Origin of the sequence: Paramesorhizobium leguminum (assembly GCF_003217235.1) — a bacterium.
In the GTDB taxonomy this organism is placed as follows: domain Bacteria; phylum Pseudomonadota; class Alphaproteobacteria; order Rhizobiales; family Rhizobiaceae; genus Paramesorhizobium; species Paramesorhizobium leguminum.
Genome location: NZ_QJTF01000019.1, coordinates 39128 through 54443, shown reverse-complemented (window position 1 = coordinate 54443; position 15316 = coordinate 39128). Strand labels below are relative to the sequence as shown.

The following is a 15316-nucleotide window of genomic DNA, read 5'->3' as shown; positions in this document are numbered from 1 at the left end:
GCAGTGATCAGGTCTTACAAAGACGCCAAAACAGAAGCTGTTGCGAGGGGTAAATCCCCCAAAGGCTTCCCGGCGGATTTGCTGAGACAGACCATTCGCAAGCTTACCATGATTGAGAATGCAGTTATTTTGGATGACCTTCGCTCCCCTGCCGGAAACCGGCTCGAGGCGCTCAAGGGAGACCGCACAGGCCAGCATTCCATTCGCATCAATGACCAGTGGCGCATCTGCTTCATCTGGACGGACGGTGGTGCCGAGCAGGTCGAGATTGTCGACTACCACTAAAAGGAGAAGTCATGACCAGCATACTCCCTCCCGTGCATCCCGGCGAAATTCTTCGGGAAGAATATCTATCCCCTTTGGGCATGAGCGCCGGTGCGCTGGCAAAATGTCTGAATGTCCCTCGTACGCGTATCGAACGGCTCGCAACCGAACAAACCGCTGTTACCCCCGATACAGCGCTACGCCTTGCCAAGTTTTTTCGCACCACGCCTGAGTTCTGGATGAACATGCAGGCAAGCTATGATCTTAAAAATAAGGCAGCGGCTATTGAGGGCGAGCTTGCGGCGATTCATGAATTCGAGGCAAGCGGCCTCGCAAAAACAGCCTAGAATTTCCTAACTATTTGATTTTATTGGTGAGCGCGCAGGGATTCGAACCCTGGACCTACTGATTAAAAGTCAGTTGCTCTACCGGCTGAGCTACGCGCTCCCATGGGGGCAAACCATCCCCGAGAAGTGGGCGGAACATAAGGGCGAGGGCCGCTTGGGTCAACAGCATTCTGTAGCGTTTTACGCGAAAATCCATAGGATTTCCATGGGATGCCGCCGCGCCCGATCATAACCCGATAACGCCAGCCAATATCTCGAACGAGCGGATGCGGGCGGCGTGGTCGAAAATCTGCGCCGTGACCATCAGTTCATCGGGCTTGGTCCGGGCGATGAATGCCTCCATGCCTTCCTTCACCGTTTGCGGCGACCCGACGAAGGAGCAGGAAAGCGCATGCTTGAGCAGCGCGCGGGCTGTGTCATCCAGTCCCTCTTCATAGTTCTCGACCGGCGGCGGTAATAATCCCGGCCGGCCCATGCGCAGATTGACGAAGGCCTGCTGCAGGGAGCTGAAAAGCAGCTTTGCCTGCGCGTCGGTTTCGGCGGCAAAGACGTTCACGCCCAGCATCACATGGGGCTTGTCCAGATATTCCGATGGCTCGAACCGGGCGCGATAAAGCTCTATCGCCTGTTCCATCTCGGCGGGAGCGAAATGCGAGGCGAACGCATAGGGCAGCCCCAGCATGGCGGCGAGTTGCGCGCCGAAGAGGCTCGATCCCAGGATCCAGACCGGCACGGTGAGACCCTCCCCCGGCACTGCGCGTATACGCTGGCCGGGCTCCGCCGGATGGAAATAATACAGGAGTTCCGCGACATCTTGCGGGAATGAGTCTGCATCGCCGCTCAAATTGCGGCGCAAAGCTCTGGCTGTTAGTTGATCAGTGCCGGGTGCGCGTCCGAGGCCCAGATCGATTCGGCCCGGATAGAGCGCTGCAAGCGTGCCGAACTGCTCGGCGATCAGAAGCGGCGCGTGATTGGGCAGCATGATGCCGCCTGCCCCGACGCGAATGGTCGAGGTGCCCTCAGCGACGTAACCGATCACCACCGAGGTGGCTGCACTGGCGATGCCGGGCATCCCGTGATGTTCGGCGAACCAGATGCGTTTGAAGCCCAGGCGCTCGGCATGGCGGGCCAGATCGAGCGAATTGTGCAGCGACTGCGCCACGTCGCCGCCCTCGGGAACGGGTGAAAGATCCAGTACGGAAAGCGGAATGCTGCTCATGTGGTCCCCTCAGGTGGGGAATATACCCCACGAATCGCAAATACTTATTTCCGCCGCATGATCTTGTCCGAAAAGTCTGCAACTTTTCGGAATCATGCGCAAATTTCTACCGCATGATTTGATCCGAAAAGTCTGCAACTTTTCGGAATCATGCGCAAAGAAAACGCCGGTTATCTGGGATAACCGGCGTTCTCATTTTTCGTAAATGCAAGTTTTAGTGATGCGCGGGGCTCGCCTCGCCGATCTCTTCCGCCAGCCCCTCCTTCTTGGAGATGTAGGTGTAGAACATCGGCACTACGAAGAGCGTGAAGATCGTTCCGACCAGAATGCCGGTGAAGATCACGAGGCCCATCGAGTAACGCGCCGCGGCGCCCGCGCCGGTGGCGATGATCAGCGGCACGACGCCCAGCGCCATGGCGGCGGTGGTCATCAGGATCGGGCGCAGACGGGTCTTGGCCGCCTCGACGATCGCCTCACGCCTGGACATGCCATGCAGCTCGCGCTGCTGGTTGGCGAACTCGACCATGAGAATGCCGTGCTTGGTGATAAGCCCCACCAGCGTGATCAGCCCGACCTGCGTATAGATATTGAGCGTACCCAGACCCAGATTGAGCGGAACGATGGCGCCGAAGATCGACAGCGGAACCGACATCATGATGATGAACGGATCGCGGAAGCTTTCGAACTGCGCCGCCAGCACGAGATAGATGACGACGACGGCGAGGATGAAGGCGACGAGGATCGTATTTCCCTGCGTGGCCTCCAGCCGGGACTGGCCGGAATAGTCGATGAAATAGCCTTCCGGCAGGGTCTTCTTGGCAAGGTCGACGATCGTCGCCAATCCGGTACCCGAGGTCACGTTGGGCATCGGCAGGGCGGAGATCGTGGCGGAGTTCAGCTGGTTGAACTGCTCGATCGCGCCGGGCGCCGCGTTCTCGGAAATCTTGATGACCGAGTTCAGCGGTATCATCTGGCCCGAGGCGCTACGTACGTAGAAGTCGCCCAGACGATCCGGATTGGCACGGAACTGATCCGGCACCTGGGTGATGATGTCATAGCTGTTGGAATCGCGATCGAACTTGGCCACCGACGCACCGCCGGTCAGAAGCCCGAGCGTCTGGCCGATATCGCTGACCTTGACGCCCAGCGCCGCCGCGCGGTCACGGTCGATGGTAATCGTCGTCTCCGGCGAGTTGTACGAAAGCGAGTTCTGCACGAAAATGAACTGGCCGGAAGCCTGCGCCTCGTTCTTGATCTTTTCGGCCATCTCGTAGACCTGATCGGACGGCCCGGTCGACTGGATCACGACCGAGATCGGCAAGCCGCCGCCGGCGCCCGGCAGCGAAGGCAGCGCAAAGGCGAATGCCTGCACGCCCGCCAGTTTCGAGAGCCGCTGGGTGATTTCCGCCTGCAACTGCTTCTGCGACTTCTGGCGCTGCGACCAATCCTTGAACGCCCAGAGCGCGATGCCGGAATTGGTGCCCCCATCCATGCCGACGATCTGGAAGCGCGCACGCAGCTCCGGAATATCCTTGGTCAGATTGTCCATCTGGTCGGAATAGAGCTTCATATATTGCGAGGTCGCGTATTGCGGACCCTGGATCTGGGCGAAGAGCGCGCCCGAATCCTCTTCCGGCGCCAGTTCGCTCGATGTGTGCGTGAAGAGGAAGCCCGTTACACCGATGAGCGCGAAAACCATCAAAAGCGTGATGGGACGATAGTTCAGCGAACCCTCGACGCGGCGCGCATACCAGCCCTCGAACCGTCCGAAGGTGCGGTCGATGAACTTCTGGAAGCGCGTGGCGTTGCCATGGGACAACATGCGCGAGCACATCATCGGCGAGATCGTCAACGCCGCGACACCGGAGATGATGACAGCGCCGGCCAGCGTGAAGGCGAATTCGCGGAAGAGCGAACCCGTCAGTCCGCCGGTGAAGCCCAGCGGCGCGAACACGGCGGCGAGCGTGATCGTCATGGCGATGATCGGGCCGGTGATTTCCCGCATCCCCTTTATGGCCGCATCGATGGGCTTGAGCCCCTCCTCTATGTGCCGGTGAATATTCTCCAGCACCACGATGGCATCGTCGACCACGAGGCCGATGGCGAGCACCATCGCGAGCAGCGAGAGAAGATTGATCGAATAACCCAGCGCATAAAGGAAGAAACAGACGCCGATGAGCGAAATCGGGATTGTCACGATCGGAATGATGACCGAGCGGAACGAGCCCAGGAACAGGATGATGACGATGACGACGATGGCGACGGCTTCGCCGATGGTCGTGAACACCTCATGGATAGAGGAACTGATCTGCTCGGTCGCGTCATAGACGACGACGAGAGACATGCCTTCCGGCAGCGTCGACTGAATATTCGGCAGCTCCTTGCGAACCGCGGCCGCCACGTCGATGGGGTTGGCGCCAGGCGTCGGCATGATGCCGAGGAAGGTGCCGTCCTTGCCGTTGAACCGGACGATGGTATCGGTGCTTTCGGCGGCAAGCTCGACCTTGGCGACATCGCGCAGGCGCACGATGTTGTCGCCGTCGGACTTGACCACCATGTTGCCGAACGCTTCGGGCGTCTGCAGCGTGGACTTCAGCAGGATCGAAGTACTGACGAACTGGTTCTTCGTCTTGCCGGGAGCCGAAAGGAAGTTCGAGGCATTGATGGCACCCAGGACCTCCGCAGCTGTGATGTTGCGCGCGGCAAGCTGGACAGGATTGAGCCACACACGCATCGAATAGGTCTGGCCGCCCAGAATCTGCGCCTCGGCCACACCAGGAACCGTCGACAGGCGCGGCTTGATCACCCGGTCGAGATATTCGGTGATCTGCTCGCTCGTCATGTTGGGATTCTGCGCGGCCAGATACATGGTCGCGAAGCTCTGGCCCGTTCCCTTGATAATGACCGGGTCCTTGGCCTCCTCCGGCAGTTCACCGCGCACCTGGTTGACCTTGGAGATAACCTCGGTCAAGGCCGCGTCCGGATTGGCGCCAAGCCGCATATGCACGCTGACGGTGCTGGTGGACGGAGCGCTGGAGGAGGTCACATAATCGATGTTCTCGGTCGTCGCCACCGCCTGCGCGATGGGGGACGAGATGAACCCCTGGATAAGGTCCGCGTTGGCGCCCGGATAGGCCGTGGTGATGGTGATAACCGTCTCATCGACCTTCGGATATTCGCGAACCGAAAGATTGGCGATGCCCAGCGCGCCCAGAAGAATGATCATCAGGGCGACCACCGTGGCAAGCACGGGACGACGAATGAAAATGTCCGAAAAGCTCATGGCGTCGCCCTACTGCTGTTTCAAGGCGTCGGAAGGATTGACGGTGTTATCGATGACAACAGGCATTCCCGCGCTAAGGCGGTTCTGGCCGGCGTCCACGATGATATCGCCATCCTTCAGACCGCTGGTGACTTCGATCCGTCCATGGGACTGGCGACCGAGCTTGACGAAGACCTGCGCAAGCGTCAGCGCCGGCTTGCCATCATCAGTCTTTTGCGCCGGCTGCCCTTCCTTGGACTGGGCTTCACGCACGGCATAGACGTAATCGCCGTAAAGGCTGGCGGTGACCGCCGTCTGCGGCAGCGCGATGATGTTGTCTTCTTCCGGCAGCTTGACGCGGACCTGCACGAACTGGCCGGGATTAAGCTTGCGATCGGGGTTAACCACCTCGGCGCGCACGGAAACGAGCCGTGTCGAGGGATCTATCTTCGGATCGATGCCGGTGATCTTGCCGTTGAAGACGGCATTATCTTCCGAGAGGTTGACGCTGACCGCCTGGCCGATCTGCAACTGTCCAAGCGATTGCTCGGGAACGGTGAAATCCACGCGCATCGTATCGAGGTTCTGCAAGGTCGCGACGACGTTGCCGGGCGTCAGATATTGTCCGAGATCGATCCGGGGGATACCGATCGTGCCCGAGAATGGAGCCGTCAAGCGTTTCTGATCGAGCGTTGCCTGCAGCTTCGCCACGGTCGCCTGCGCCGACTCGGCCTCGGCCCGCGTGGTGTCGACGGCCTGCACGGCACCAACGCCCTGCGTGCGCAAGGTCTGCGCGCGCTGGAAATTGATCTCCTTCAAGGCAGCGTCGGCTTGCGCGGAAGCCAGGTCCGCCTGCTCGATATTATCATCGAGCTGAACGAGAACCGCCCCCTGCTTGATCCGCTGGTTCGCCTTGAAATTGATGTTCTTGACGATGCCCGCCACCTGAACGGTCAGATCCACCCCTTCGGAGGCATTCATGGTGCCGATTGCCTCCAGATATGGGTCCCATTTCGATGGCTTGACCGTGATCGTGGAAACCGTCTGCGGCGGCTGCTTCATGGTGGCGAAGTAATCCTTGATCATCTGTTCCTTGAAAAAGTTGAACCAGATGAGCCCGCCGCAAATAGCAAGGACGAGCAGGAGAAGCACATAGGGGAGAAGGCGGCGAAGGAAGGCCATCGGTGCGGAGCTCCAGCAGAGGCGTAAAAATTTAGTCGAATGCCTGCCATGGCGAAGACGTCATGCCAAGGGCATCCGATTTGGCTTGAATTTCAAGCGCGATTAACTGTACCGTCCGGACGGTATTGTCAACCGCGCGCTTATCATGAAAGTTCTGTATGTCCGGTAAAAGTTTGTCGTCGCGTGAAAGAATTCTACAGGCAGCAACGGCGCTTGCCAAGGAAGTTGGTCCCGCTCATCTCTCCCTCGATGCCGTCGCCGCCCGCGCGGGTCTCTCAAAAGGCGGTTTGCTCTATCGTTTTCCGACCAAGGCCAAGCTTCTCGAGGCAGTTGTCGAGGAGCACCTGAAGGAACATGAAGCGGCGCTGCATGCTGAAGAAGAAAAGCGAAATGGCGCATCAAACGGTGTCGCGGAGGCTTTCCTCGAGGTTTTTCGCAGCGAATCACGCCACAAAGAGCCGCCGCCGTCGGGCGTCCTCGCGGCGATTGCCGAGAACCCGGACTTCATCAAGCCGATCCGCCGTTACAACAGGCAGTTGCTCGACCGGATGCAGGCCAAATCAAACGATCCGGCAACGGCTCTCATCACTTTCCTGACCATCGAGGGGATGCGCAGCATGCAGCTTCTCGACTGCGACATTTTGACCGATGCCGAAAGGGAGATGGTGATGGCGCGTTTGGCGGGGCTGCTGGGGAGCGAGTAGCAGGACTGGCAAGATGACATACCTTGTCCTACCGTCATTCTCGGGCTTGTCCCGAGAATCTGCCATACGAAGGAAAGCGGTTACCGCACATATTGAACGCTCCGTCGTAGATTCTCGGGACAAGCCCGAGAATGACGGCCAGGGATCATAGCGGAGCGATATCCCCCTTCTCCCATCCCACCTGCGTCTGCGCGACAAAATCCGCGTATCGTCCCGCTTCGATCGCGTCCCGGCAGCCCTGCATCAGCTTCTGGTAATAGGCGAGGTTGTTCCAGGTGAGCAGCATGGCGCCCAGGAATTCGCCTGACTTTATCAGGTGATGCAGATAGGCGCGGCTGTAGTCGCGGGCGGCGGGGCAGTCGGATTCCTCGTCCAGCGGGCGGTGGTCCTCCGCGTGGCGGGCGTTGCGCAGGTTGATCTTGCCGTGGCGGGTGAAGGCGAGGCCGTGGCGGCCGGCGCGGGTGGGCATGACGCAATCGAACATGTCGATGCCGCGCGCCACGGATTTCAAGATATCGTCCGGTGTGCCGACGCCCATGAGATAGCGCGGTTTTTCAGCGGGCAGGACCGGGCAGACCACATCCAGCATCTCCAGCATCACCGCCTGCGGCTCGCCCACCGCGAGGCCGCCGACTGAATAGCCCTTCAAGTCCATCGCCTTCAGCGCGGTCGCCGAACGTTCTCGCAAGCGTGGGATATCGCCGCCTTGCACGATGCCGAACATCGCCTTGCCGGGCTGGTCGCCAAAGGCCGTCTTGCAGCGCTCCGCCCAGCGCAGCGAAAGCTCCATCGCCCGCTCGATATCGCGTTCCTGCCCCGGCAGGGCCACGCATTCGTCGAGCTGCATCTGGATATCGGAATCGAGAAGACCCTGGATTTCGATGGAGCGCTCGGGCGTCATTTCATAGGCGCGGCCATCGATATGCGACTGGAACGTCACGCCGTTTTCATTGAGCTTGCGCAGTTGCGCCAGCGACATGACCTGAAAGCCGCCGGAATCGGTCAGGATCGGTCCCGGCCAGCGGGCGAAATCATGCAGTCCGCCAAGCCGCGCGACGCGCTCCGCGCCGGGGCGCAGCATCAAATGATAGGTGTTGCCGAGGATGATATCGGAGCCCAGATCGCGGACCTGGTCCATATACATCGCCTTGACAGTGCCGCCGGTGCCCACCGGCATAAAAGCGGGGGTGCGGACGGTGCCGCGCGGCATGGTGATTTCACCGCGCCGCGCCGCGCCATCGGTTGCGAGAAGTTTGAATTGGAAGTCTGTGCTGGGGTTTTTCATTTACATCAATGCTGTTCATACGCCCTTTTGCCCCTCACCCTTACCCTCTCCCCGCAAGCGGGGAGAGGGAGGCGTTTGGCGTTGGCGCTCAATTCTTCCCCGGTCGTGCCTGGCAGGAACGGAGGAGGACAAAGCATCAGCGTCGAGGCCCCCTCTCCCCGTAATTCACGGAGAAAGGGTAAGGGTGAGGGGCAAATTCGCTTTAGCCACGCCATAGCAGGCTTGCGTCGCCATAGGAATAGAAGCGGTAATTTTCCCTGATGGCGTGCTCATAAGCCGCGCGCATCGTATCCATGCCGCTGAAGGCGGAGACGAGCATGAACAGTGTCGAGCGCGGAAGATGGAAATTGGTCATCAGCATGTCGACCGCGCGGAAGCGATAGCCGGGCGTGATGAAGATATCGGTGGCGCCGGACCAGGGCTGGATCACGCCATCCTCGTCTGCCGCGCTTTCGAGAAGGCGCAGCGAGGTGGTGCCGACGCAGACGATGCGCCCGCCATTGGCCCGCACGCGGTTGAGTGCGTTTGCGGTCGCTTCGGAGACATGGCCGATCTCGGCATGCATCTTATGCTCGGCGGTATCGTCCGCCTTGACAGGCAGGAAGGTCCCTGCCCCCACATGCAGGGTGACGAAATGCTCCTCGATGCCCTTCTGCTTCAGCTTTTCGAGAAGCCGGGGCGTGAAATGCAACCCGGCGGTGGGCGCGGCGACCGCGCCCTCCTCGCGGGCATAGACGGTCTGATAATCAGTCCGGTCGCGCTGGTCCTCCGGCCGCTTGGAGGCGATATAGGGTGGCAGCGGAATATGGCCGACAGCGGCGATAGCCTCATCCAGCGCGGCACCACTCATATCGAAGACGAGCAGCGCCTCGCCGGCGTCGCCCTTCTCAGCGACGGTGGCGTCGAGCGTGCCGAGGAAACAACTCGATCCATCATGACCGAAGCAGATGCGTTCACCCTCTTTCACGCGCTTTCCGGGCCGCAGAAATGCTTTCCAGCGGTCGGGTCCGACGCGCATGTGCAGGGTGGCGCTGATATGGGCAGTTACGCCATCGCGCTCGCGGATGCCTTCGAGTTGGGCCGGGATGACCTTGGTGTCGTTGAAGACCAGGGCATCGCCGGGGTTCAGGAGGTCGGGGAGTTCGCTGACGCTCTTATCGGCGAAAGGTTCGCCAGGCTTTACTAGCAGAAGCCGTGCGGAATCACGCGGCTCGGCGGGCCGCAGCGCGATCAGCTCTTCAGGAAGATCGAAATCGAACAGGTCTACGCGCATGTATTGACGTTGAACTATGGTGCGAGGCCAAACACCCCCCTCTACCCTGCCGGGCATCTCCCCCTCAAGGGGGGAGATTGGCTGACACGTTCCTCGGCTCACATTCTTCAACGTTTGCGATTGGTGCCGAAGACCGATGAAGGCGTAATCTCCCCCCTTGAGGGGGAGATGTCCGGCAGGACAGAGGGGGGTATTGTCCCGCCAGCGGTTCCGTTAAATTTACAGATCAGCCGCAATCCGCGCCGATACAATCGTATCCGGGTCCTTTACCGGCTCGCCCTTCTTGATCTTGTCGACATTGTCCATACCTTCGATCACCTGGCCCCAGACCGAATATTGCCGGTCGAGCCACGGGGCGTCGGTGAAGCAGATGAAGAACTGCGAGTTGGCTGAATTCGGGCTCTGGCTGCGCGCCATCGAGCAGGTGCCGCGGGTGTGCTTGGTGTTGGAGAACTCCGCAGCCAAGTCCGGCTTGGTGGAACCGCCCATGCCGGCGCGGGCCGGGTTGAAATCGGTGCCGCCGGTCTTGCCGAACTTCACGTCGCCGGTCTGCGCCATGAAACCATCGATGACGCGGTGGAACACCACGCCGTCATAGGCATTCTCGCGCGCCAGTTCCTTGATGCGGGCGACGTGGCCGGGAGCCATGTCTGGGAAAAGTTCGATGACAACCTGGCCTTTAGTGGTTTCCAGAACGAGGGTGTTTTCCGGGTCTTTATAAGCCATTTCAGGCCTCCTTATATGTATGTATGGGTGTTACTTCTTGTCGGCCTGAATGACGGCCTTGATGATTTCATCGGGATCCTTGACCGCCCCATTGTCGGCCTGGTCGCCCTTCTTGATCTTGTCGACGACATCCATGCCGCTGACGACATTGCCGACAACGGTATACTGGCCGTTCAGGAACGAGCCGTCGCCGAACATGATGAAGAATTGCGAATTGGCGGAATTGGGGTTGGCGGAACGGGCCATGCCGACGGTGCCGCGCACGAAGGGCTCCTTGGAGAATTCAGCGGGCAGGTCGGGCAGCTTGGAGCCGCCGGTGCCTACGCGCGCGGCATCGAAGCCCTTCTTGGAGTTGCCGAACTCGACATCGCCCGTCTGCGCCATGAAGCCGGGGATGACGCGGTGGAAGGCGACATGATCGTATGCGCTTGCCCGCACCAGCCTTTTGATTTGCGCGACGTGCTTGGGCGCAAGGTCCGGACGCAGCGCGATCACCACGTCGCCGTCCTTCAGGGTCAGGACCAGCGTATTCTCAGGGTCGGCCGCGCGGGCGGAAACGGACGCTGTCAGCGTGAACGCAACAAGCGCGATTGCAGCCATAGCTGTGCGGAATATCGACATGGATATCTTCTCCATAAAACAAATCAGGATTGGAATTTGGTTTTCAGCGCGCCGGCGACAACCGCCGGTACGAAAGGACTGATATCACCGCCCATCGACGCGATCTGGCGCACCAGCGTGCCGGTGACGGCGCGCACAGTTGCGGATGCGGGCAAGAATACGGTTTGCAAATCCGGTGCCATGATACCGTTCATTCCTGCCATCTGCATTTCGTAGTCAAAATCGGTCCCGTCCCGCAGGCCTCGCACCATGAGCGTGGCGCCATGCGCCCTCGCCGCGTCGATAACAAGCCCGTCGAACGAAACCACGCGAATGCGCTGGGCGTCCGCGCCAAAGATTGCCTTCGCCGCTTTGCCGATCAAGGCCACGCGCTCCTCGAAAGAGAAAAGCGGTGACTTGCCGGGATGGATGCCTATTGCCACGACGATTTCATCCGCAAGGCTGAGCGCGCCCTTGAGGACATCGATATGGCCGTTAGTCATGGGATCGAACGATCCGGCATAAAGCGCGATGGTCATGTGTTTGGCGTAATGCGTTTGAGGATGGGTTTCAATGGTCGGATTCAGGAAATGCCATTTTATGAATTTAAAATGAACAAGGTCTTCACGAACAATTCAGCTCACATTTGACACTAAGAGACAACGATTATGCAACTTTTTTCGTGTTAAAAGCGTATGTGTTGCGAAAGGAAGTTCCGATGCTGATAATTCTTCTCTCGCTATCCATGATCATCGCGATGAGCGTCGCGGCAATCATTTTGCTGGTTGAGGAAAATGCCGCGCGCTCGAAGGTTGCGGCACCGGTCTTCAACATCAACACCATGCGCCGCCTTCCCCGCGACCGGCGGTAATATACGAGTTTACCTGGCCCTCCAGCCAAAACAAGAAAGGTGGCGCATCCCCCATGCGCTGCCTTTCTTTATTTCTACATGTGCCTCAATGGCGGAGTAGCATTATGAGAAAGCTTCTTCCTATTATTGCTTGCGCAACCCTATTGGCGGGCAGTGCTCATTCAGAGGTCAGATATGTTCTCCCCGATGGAAAAGCGAATTTATCCGGCCAGGATATAAATATTCATTTCTCAGGGAATATTACTAATCAGAAAATAGTCGATCTGGAGTCGGCGATTGACAGATTCAATATTCGTCAGCCAGAAGCGAAGATCATCAATCTTTATATCAACAGCTACGGTGGCGATATGGAGGCCGCATGGACGGGGTATGCGGCTATCAAAAGCTCGAAAATTCCCATTCGAACGATCAATGAAGCTGTAACGGACTCAGCCGGCACGCTGCTTTATTGCGCCGCCACGCAGCGTTACGTCATGAACGGCGCAACCTTTCTTCTTCATCCAGCAGCGGCTTCGCTCGGCTCAGGTAATTACAAACCGGATGCGATTAGCAGAGAAGCCGAAAAGCTGAAAAATGCGAATAATTATTTTTTAAAAGCTTATACCGGATGCAGCAACCTGAGCGAAAACGATATCCAGCAAATGCTCAAGTCCGAATATACCTCCAAGACGTTTGGAGACACGGAAGCCGTCAAGATCGGCTTGGCAAGCGAAGTTCTGTCCGTTGAATACCCAGGCGCTGCATCAGCGTATATTTTCGATGCGGATAAGTCTTCCGGATAAGGCTTAAAGTATCAAAATAAAAAAGCTGCCCTGCCAGCCAGTCTCCCATCTTGGGGGAGAGATGTCCGGCAGGACAGCGTTATCTCAGATTTGATCAGGGCTTGATGCCCCTACTCAACATCCCCGCCTGACGCACCCTCATCTCCCTCCTCGACCTCCTCGGTCTCGGTTTCGGAGATGCGCTCGACGGACACCACCCGCTCATCATCGGCGGTGTTGAAGATCGTCACACCCTTGGTCGAACGCCCGGCGATGCGGATGCCGTCCACCGGCACGCGGATCAGTTGTCCGCCGTTCGACACCAGCAGGATCTGGTCCTTCGCCTCCACCGGGAAGAGCGCCACGAGCTTGCCGATTTCATCGGTCTTGGACGTGTCGGTGGCGCGGATGCCCTTGCCGCCGCGGCCGGAAATGCGGAACTCGTAGGATGAAGAACGCTTGCCATAGCCATATTCGCTGACGGTCAAAACGCTTTGCTCACGGGCCTTCAGCTCCTGATAGCGCTCGTCGTTGATTTCCGCATCGGCGCTGACTTCCTCACCGACCACCACGATATCATCCGCATCATCCGCACCCAGCGCCCGGCGTTCGGCAATGGAACGCTTGATATAGGCGGAGCGCTCGGCGGGCGTCGCATCGACATGGTGCAGGATGGCCATCGAGATGACATGATCACCCTTCGCCAGATTGATGCCGCGTACGCCGATGGAATTGCGCCCGGCGAAGACGCGCACGTCGGTGACCGGGAAGCGGATGCACTGGCCGCCCGCCGCCGTCAGCATCACGTCGTCGAATTCCGTGCAGGTCTCGACGGAGAGGATTTCATCGCCCTCTTCTTCGAGCTTCATCGCGATCTTACCGTTGCGGTTGACCTGGACGAAATCGGAGAGCTTGTTGCGACGCACCGTGCCGCGCGTGGTGGCGAACATGACGTCCAGATTGGCCCAGCTCGCTTCATCTTCCGGCAGCGGCATGATGGTGGTGATACGCTCGCCCTGCTCGAGCGGCAGCATGTTGATGAGCGCCTTGCCGCGCGATTGCGGCGTGCCGATGGGCAGGCGCCAGACCTTTTCCTTATAAACAATGCCGCGCGAGGAGAAGAACAGGACCGGAGCGTGCGTATTCGCCACGAACAGGCGGGTAACAAAATCTTCTTCTCGCGTGGCCATGCCGGAGCGGCCCTTGCCGCCGCGGCGCTGCGCGCGATAGGTGGCAAGCGGAACGCGCTTGATGTAACCGGCATGGCTGACGGTGACGACCATATCCTCGCGGGCGATCAGGTCTTCGTCGTCCATCTCCGGGCCACCCTCGCCCAGCTCGGTGCGGCGCGGCGTGCCAAATTCGTCACGAAGGGCGATGAGCTCTTCCTTGACGATATTCATGATGCGGATTCGTGATCCGAGAATATCGAGATAATCGCGGATTTCCTCGCCGATCTTGTTCAGTTCATCGGCGATTTCGTCGCGTCCGAGCGCGGTGAGGCGCTGGAGCCGCAAGTCGAGGATGGCGCGCGCCTGCTCTTCGGACAGATTGTAGGTGTTATCTTCATTCAGCACATGGCGCGGATCGGCGATCAGCGCGATCAGCGGCGCGATGTCCAGCGCCGGCCAGCGGCGCTCCATCAGTTGCTCGCGCGCTGTCGCCGGATCGGGCGCGCGGCGGATCAGGGCGATGACCTCGTCGATATTGGCGACGGCGATCGCCAGGCCGACCAAGACATGCGCCCGGTCGCGGGCTTTACGCAGCAGGAACTTGGTGCGGCGGCTGACAACTTCCTCGCGGAAGGAGACGAATGCGCGCAGCAGGTCGAGAAGATTCATCAACTCCGGCTTGCCGCCATTGAGCGCAACCATGTTGACGCCAAACGAGCTTTGCAGCGGGGTATAGCGGTAAAGCTGGTTCAAGACGACATCGGCAACCACATCGCGCTTCAACTCGATCACGACGCGGTAGCCGTCGCGGTCGGACTCGTCGCGCAGATCGGAAATGCCCTCGATGCGTTTGTCACGCACCAGTTCGGCCATCTTCTCGATCATCGTCGCCTTGTTCACCTGATAGGGAACCTCGGTGATGATGATCGCCTCGCGATCGCCGCGCATGGGCTCGATCGCGGCGCGGCCGCGCATGATGACCGAGCCGCGCCCGGTGGTGTAGGCTGAATTGATGCCTGAACGGCCCAGAATAATGCCGCCAGTCGGGAAATCCGGCCCCGGAATGATCTCCATCAACTCCGGCAGCTCGATCGCCGGATTGTCGATCAGGGCAATGCAGCCATTGATGATCTCGGTCAAATTATGCGGCGGAATATTGGTTGCCATGCCGACGGCAATGCCGCCGGAGCCGTTGACCAGAAGGTTCGGGAAACGTGCGGGCAGAACGGTCGGCTCCAGCTCGCGCCCGTCGTAATTCTCCTTGAAATCGACCGTTTCCTTGTCGATATCCTCAAGAAGCGTCTCGGAAAGCTTCTCCAGGCGGCATTCGGTATAACGCATGGCCGCCGGCGGATCGCCATCGATGGAGCCGAAATTGCCCTGCCCATCGACCAGCGGATCGCGCAGCGAGAAATCCTGCGCCATACGCACCAATGCATCGTAGATCGAGGCGTCGCCATGGGGATGGAACTTACCCATCACCTCGCCGACGACACCGGCGGACTTGCGGTAGGCCTTGTTCCAGTCGAGCCCCATCTCGTTCATGGCATAGAGAATGCGGCGGTGAACCGGCTTCAGGCCATCGCGCGCATCGGGAAGCGCGCGGCTCACGATCACGCTCATCGCATAAGCGAGATAGGAGGTCTGCAT

14 protein-coding genes and 1 tRNA gene are annotated in these 15316 nt (G+C 59.4%); 5 read left to right on the top strand and 10 right to left on the bottom strand.

Annotated elements, in window-relative coordinates; all coding sequences use genetic code 11:
- Positions 1-3 precede the first annotated feature (3 nt).
- On the top strand, positions 4-285 hold the full coding sequence (locus C7477_RS14750; RefSeq protein WP_110753535.1) for a type II toxin-antitoxin system RelE/ParE family toxin: 282 nt from the start codon (positions 4-6) through the stop codon (positions 283-285).
- Positions 286-296: 11 nt separating this feature from the next.
- On the top strand, positions 297-611 hold the full coding sequence (locus C7477_RS14745) for a HigA family addiction module antitoxin (protein ID WP_110753533.1): 315 nt from the start codon (positions 297-299) through the stop codon (positions 609-611).
- Positions 612-635: 24 nt separating this feature from the next.
- Here the strand turns inward: C7477_RS14745 and C7477_RS14740 are convergent.
- The 4 genes from C7477_RS14740 to C7477_RS14725 all read right to left on the bottom strand — a co-directional run bounded on the left by C7477_RS14740 (position 636) and on the right by C7477_RS14725 (position 6274).
- Positions 636-711 (bottom strand) — tRNA-Lys (locus C7477_RS14740).
- 126 nt (positions 712-837) lie between these two features.
- Positions 838-1830: an LLM class flavin-dependent oxidoreductase gene (locus C7477_RS14735; protein WP_110753531.1), complete on the bottom strand. Its 993-nt coding sequence runs from the start codon at positions 1828-1830 to the stop codon at positions 838-840.
- 214 nt (positions 1831-2044) lie between these two features.
- The gene (locus tag C7477_RS14730) at positions 2045-5113 is read right to left on the bottom strand and encodes an efflux RND transporter permease subunit (protein ID WP_110753529.1); all 3069 of its coding nucleotides are present in this window, start codon (positions 5111-5113) and stop codon (positions 2045-2047) included.
- Between the two features lie 9 nt (positions 5114-5122).
- Complete coding sequence (locus tag C7477_RS14725; RefSeq protein ID WP_110753527.1) at positions 5123-6274, bottom strand: efflux RND transporter periplasmic adaptor subunit; 1152 nt, start codon at positions 6272-6274, stop codon at positions 5123-5125.
- A gap of 158 nt (positions 6275-6432) precedes the next feature.
- On the opposite strand from C7477_RS14725, the gene C7477_RS14720 reads away from it, so the two are divergent.
- Positions 6433-6978, top strand: coding sequence for a TetR/AcrR family transcriptional regulator (locus tag C7477_RS14720; protein ID WP_110753525.1), 546 nt, complete (start codon positions 6433-6435; stop codon positions 6976-6978).
- A gap of 145 nt (positions 6979-7123) precedes the next feature.
- Here C7477_RS14720 and tgt read toward each other — a convergent pair whose 3' ends face one another.
- The 5 genes from tgt to coaD all read right to left on the bottom strand — a co-directional run bounded on the left by tgt (position 7124) and on the right by coaD (position 11401).
- Positions 7124-8263, bottom strand: coding sequence for a tRNA guanosine(34) transglycosylase Tgt (gene tgt / locus C7477_RS14715; RefSeq protein ID WP_110753523.1), 1140 nt, complete (start codon positions 8261-8263; stop codon positions 7124-7126).
- A 202-nt stretch (positions 8264-8465) separates the two neighbouring features.
- Positions 8466-9536, bottom strand: coding sequence for a tRNA preQ1(34) S-adenosylmethionine ribosyltransferase-isomerase QueA (gene queA, locus C7477_RS14710; protein WP_110753571.1), 1071 nt, complete (start codon positions 9534-9536; stop codon positions 8466-8468).
- 219 nt (positions 9537-9755) lie between these two features.
- The gene (locus tag C7477_RS14700) at positions 9756-10262 is read right to left on the bottom strand and encodes a peptidylprolyl isomerase (RefSeq protein ID WP_110753521.1); all 507 of its coding nucleotides are present in this window, start codon (positions 10260-10262) and stop codon (positions 9756-9758) included.
- A gap of 30 nt (positions 10263-10292) precedes the next feature.
- On the bottom strand, positions 10293-10883 hold the full coding sequence (locus tag C7477_RS14695) for a peptidylprolyl isomerase (RefSeq protein ID WP_110753569.1): 591 nt from the start codon (positions 10881-10883) through the stop codon (positions 10293-10295).
- A 23-nt stretch (positions 10884-10906) separates the two neighbouring features.
- On the bottom strand, positions 10907-11401 hold the full coding sequence (gene coaD, locus C7477_RS14690; RefSeq protein WP_110753519.1) for a pantetheine-phosphate adenylyltransferase: 495 nt from the start codon (positions 11399-11401) through the stop codon (positions 10907-10909).
- Between the two features lie 179 nt (positions 11402-11580).
- Between coaD and C7477_RS19005 the strand changes: the two genes are divergently transcribed.
- Positions 11581-11733, top strand: a complete 153-nt coding sequence (locus tag C7477_RS19005) for a hypothetical protein (protein ID WP_181418436.1) — start codon at positions 11581-11583, stop codon at positions 11731-11733.
- Between the two features lie 104 nt (positions 11734-11837).
- Entirely contained in the window at positions 11838-12515 is a 678-nt protein-coding gene (locus C7477_RS14685; RefSeq protein WP_181418435.1) for an ATP-dependent Clp protease proteolytic subunit, read from the top strand.
- Positions 12516-12625: 110 nt separating this feature from the next.
- Here C7477_RS14685 and gyrA read toward each other — a convergent pair whose 3' ends face one another.
- The gene (gene gyrA, locus C7477_RS14680; protein ID WP_245411853.1) at positions 12626-15316 is read right to left on the bottom strand and encodes a DNA gyrase subunit A; all 2691 of its coding nucleotides are present in this window, start codon (positions 15314-15316) and stop codon (positions 12626-12628) included.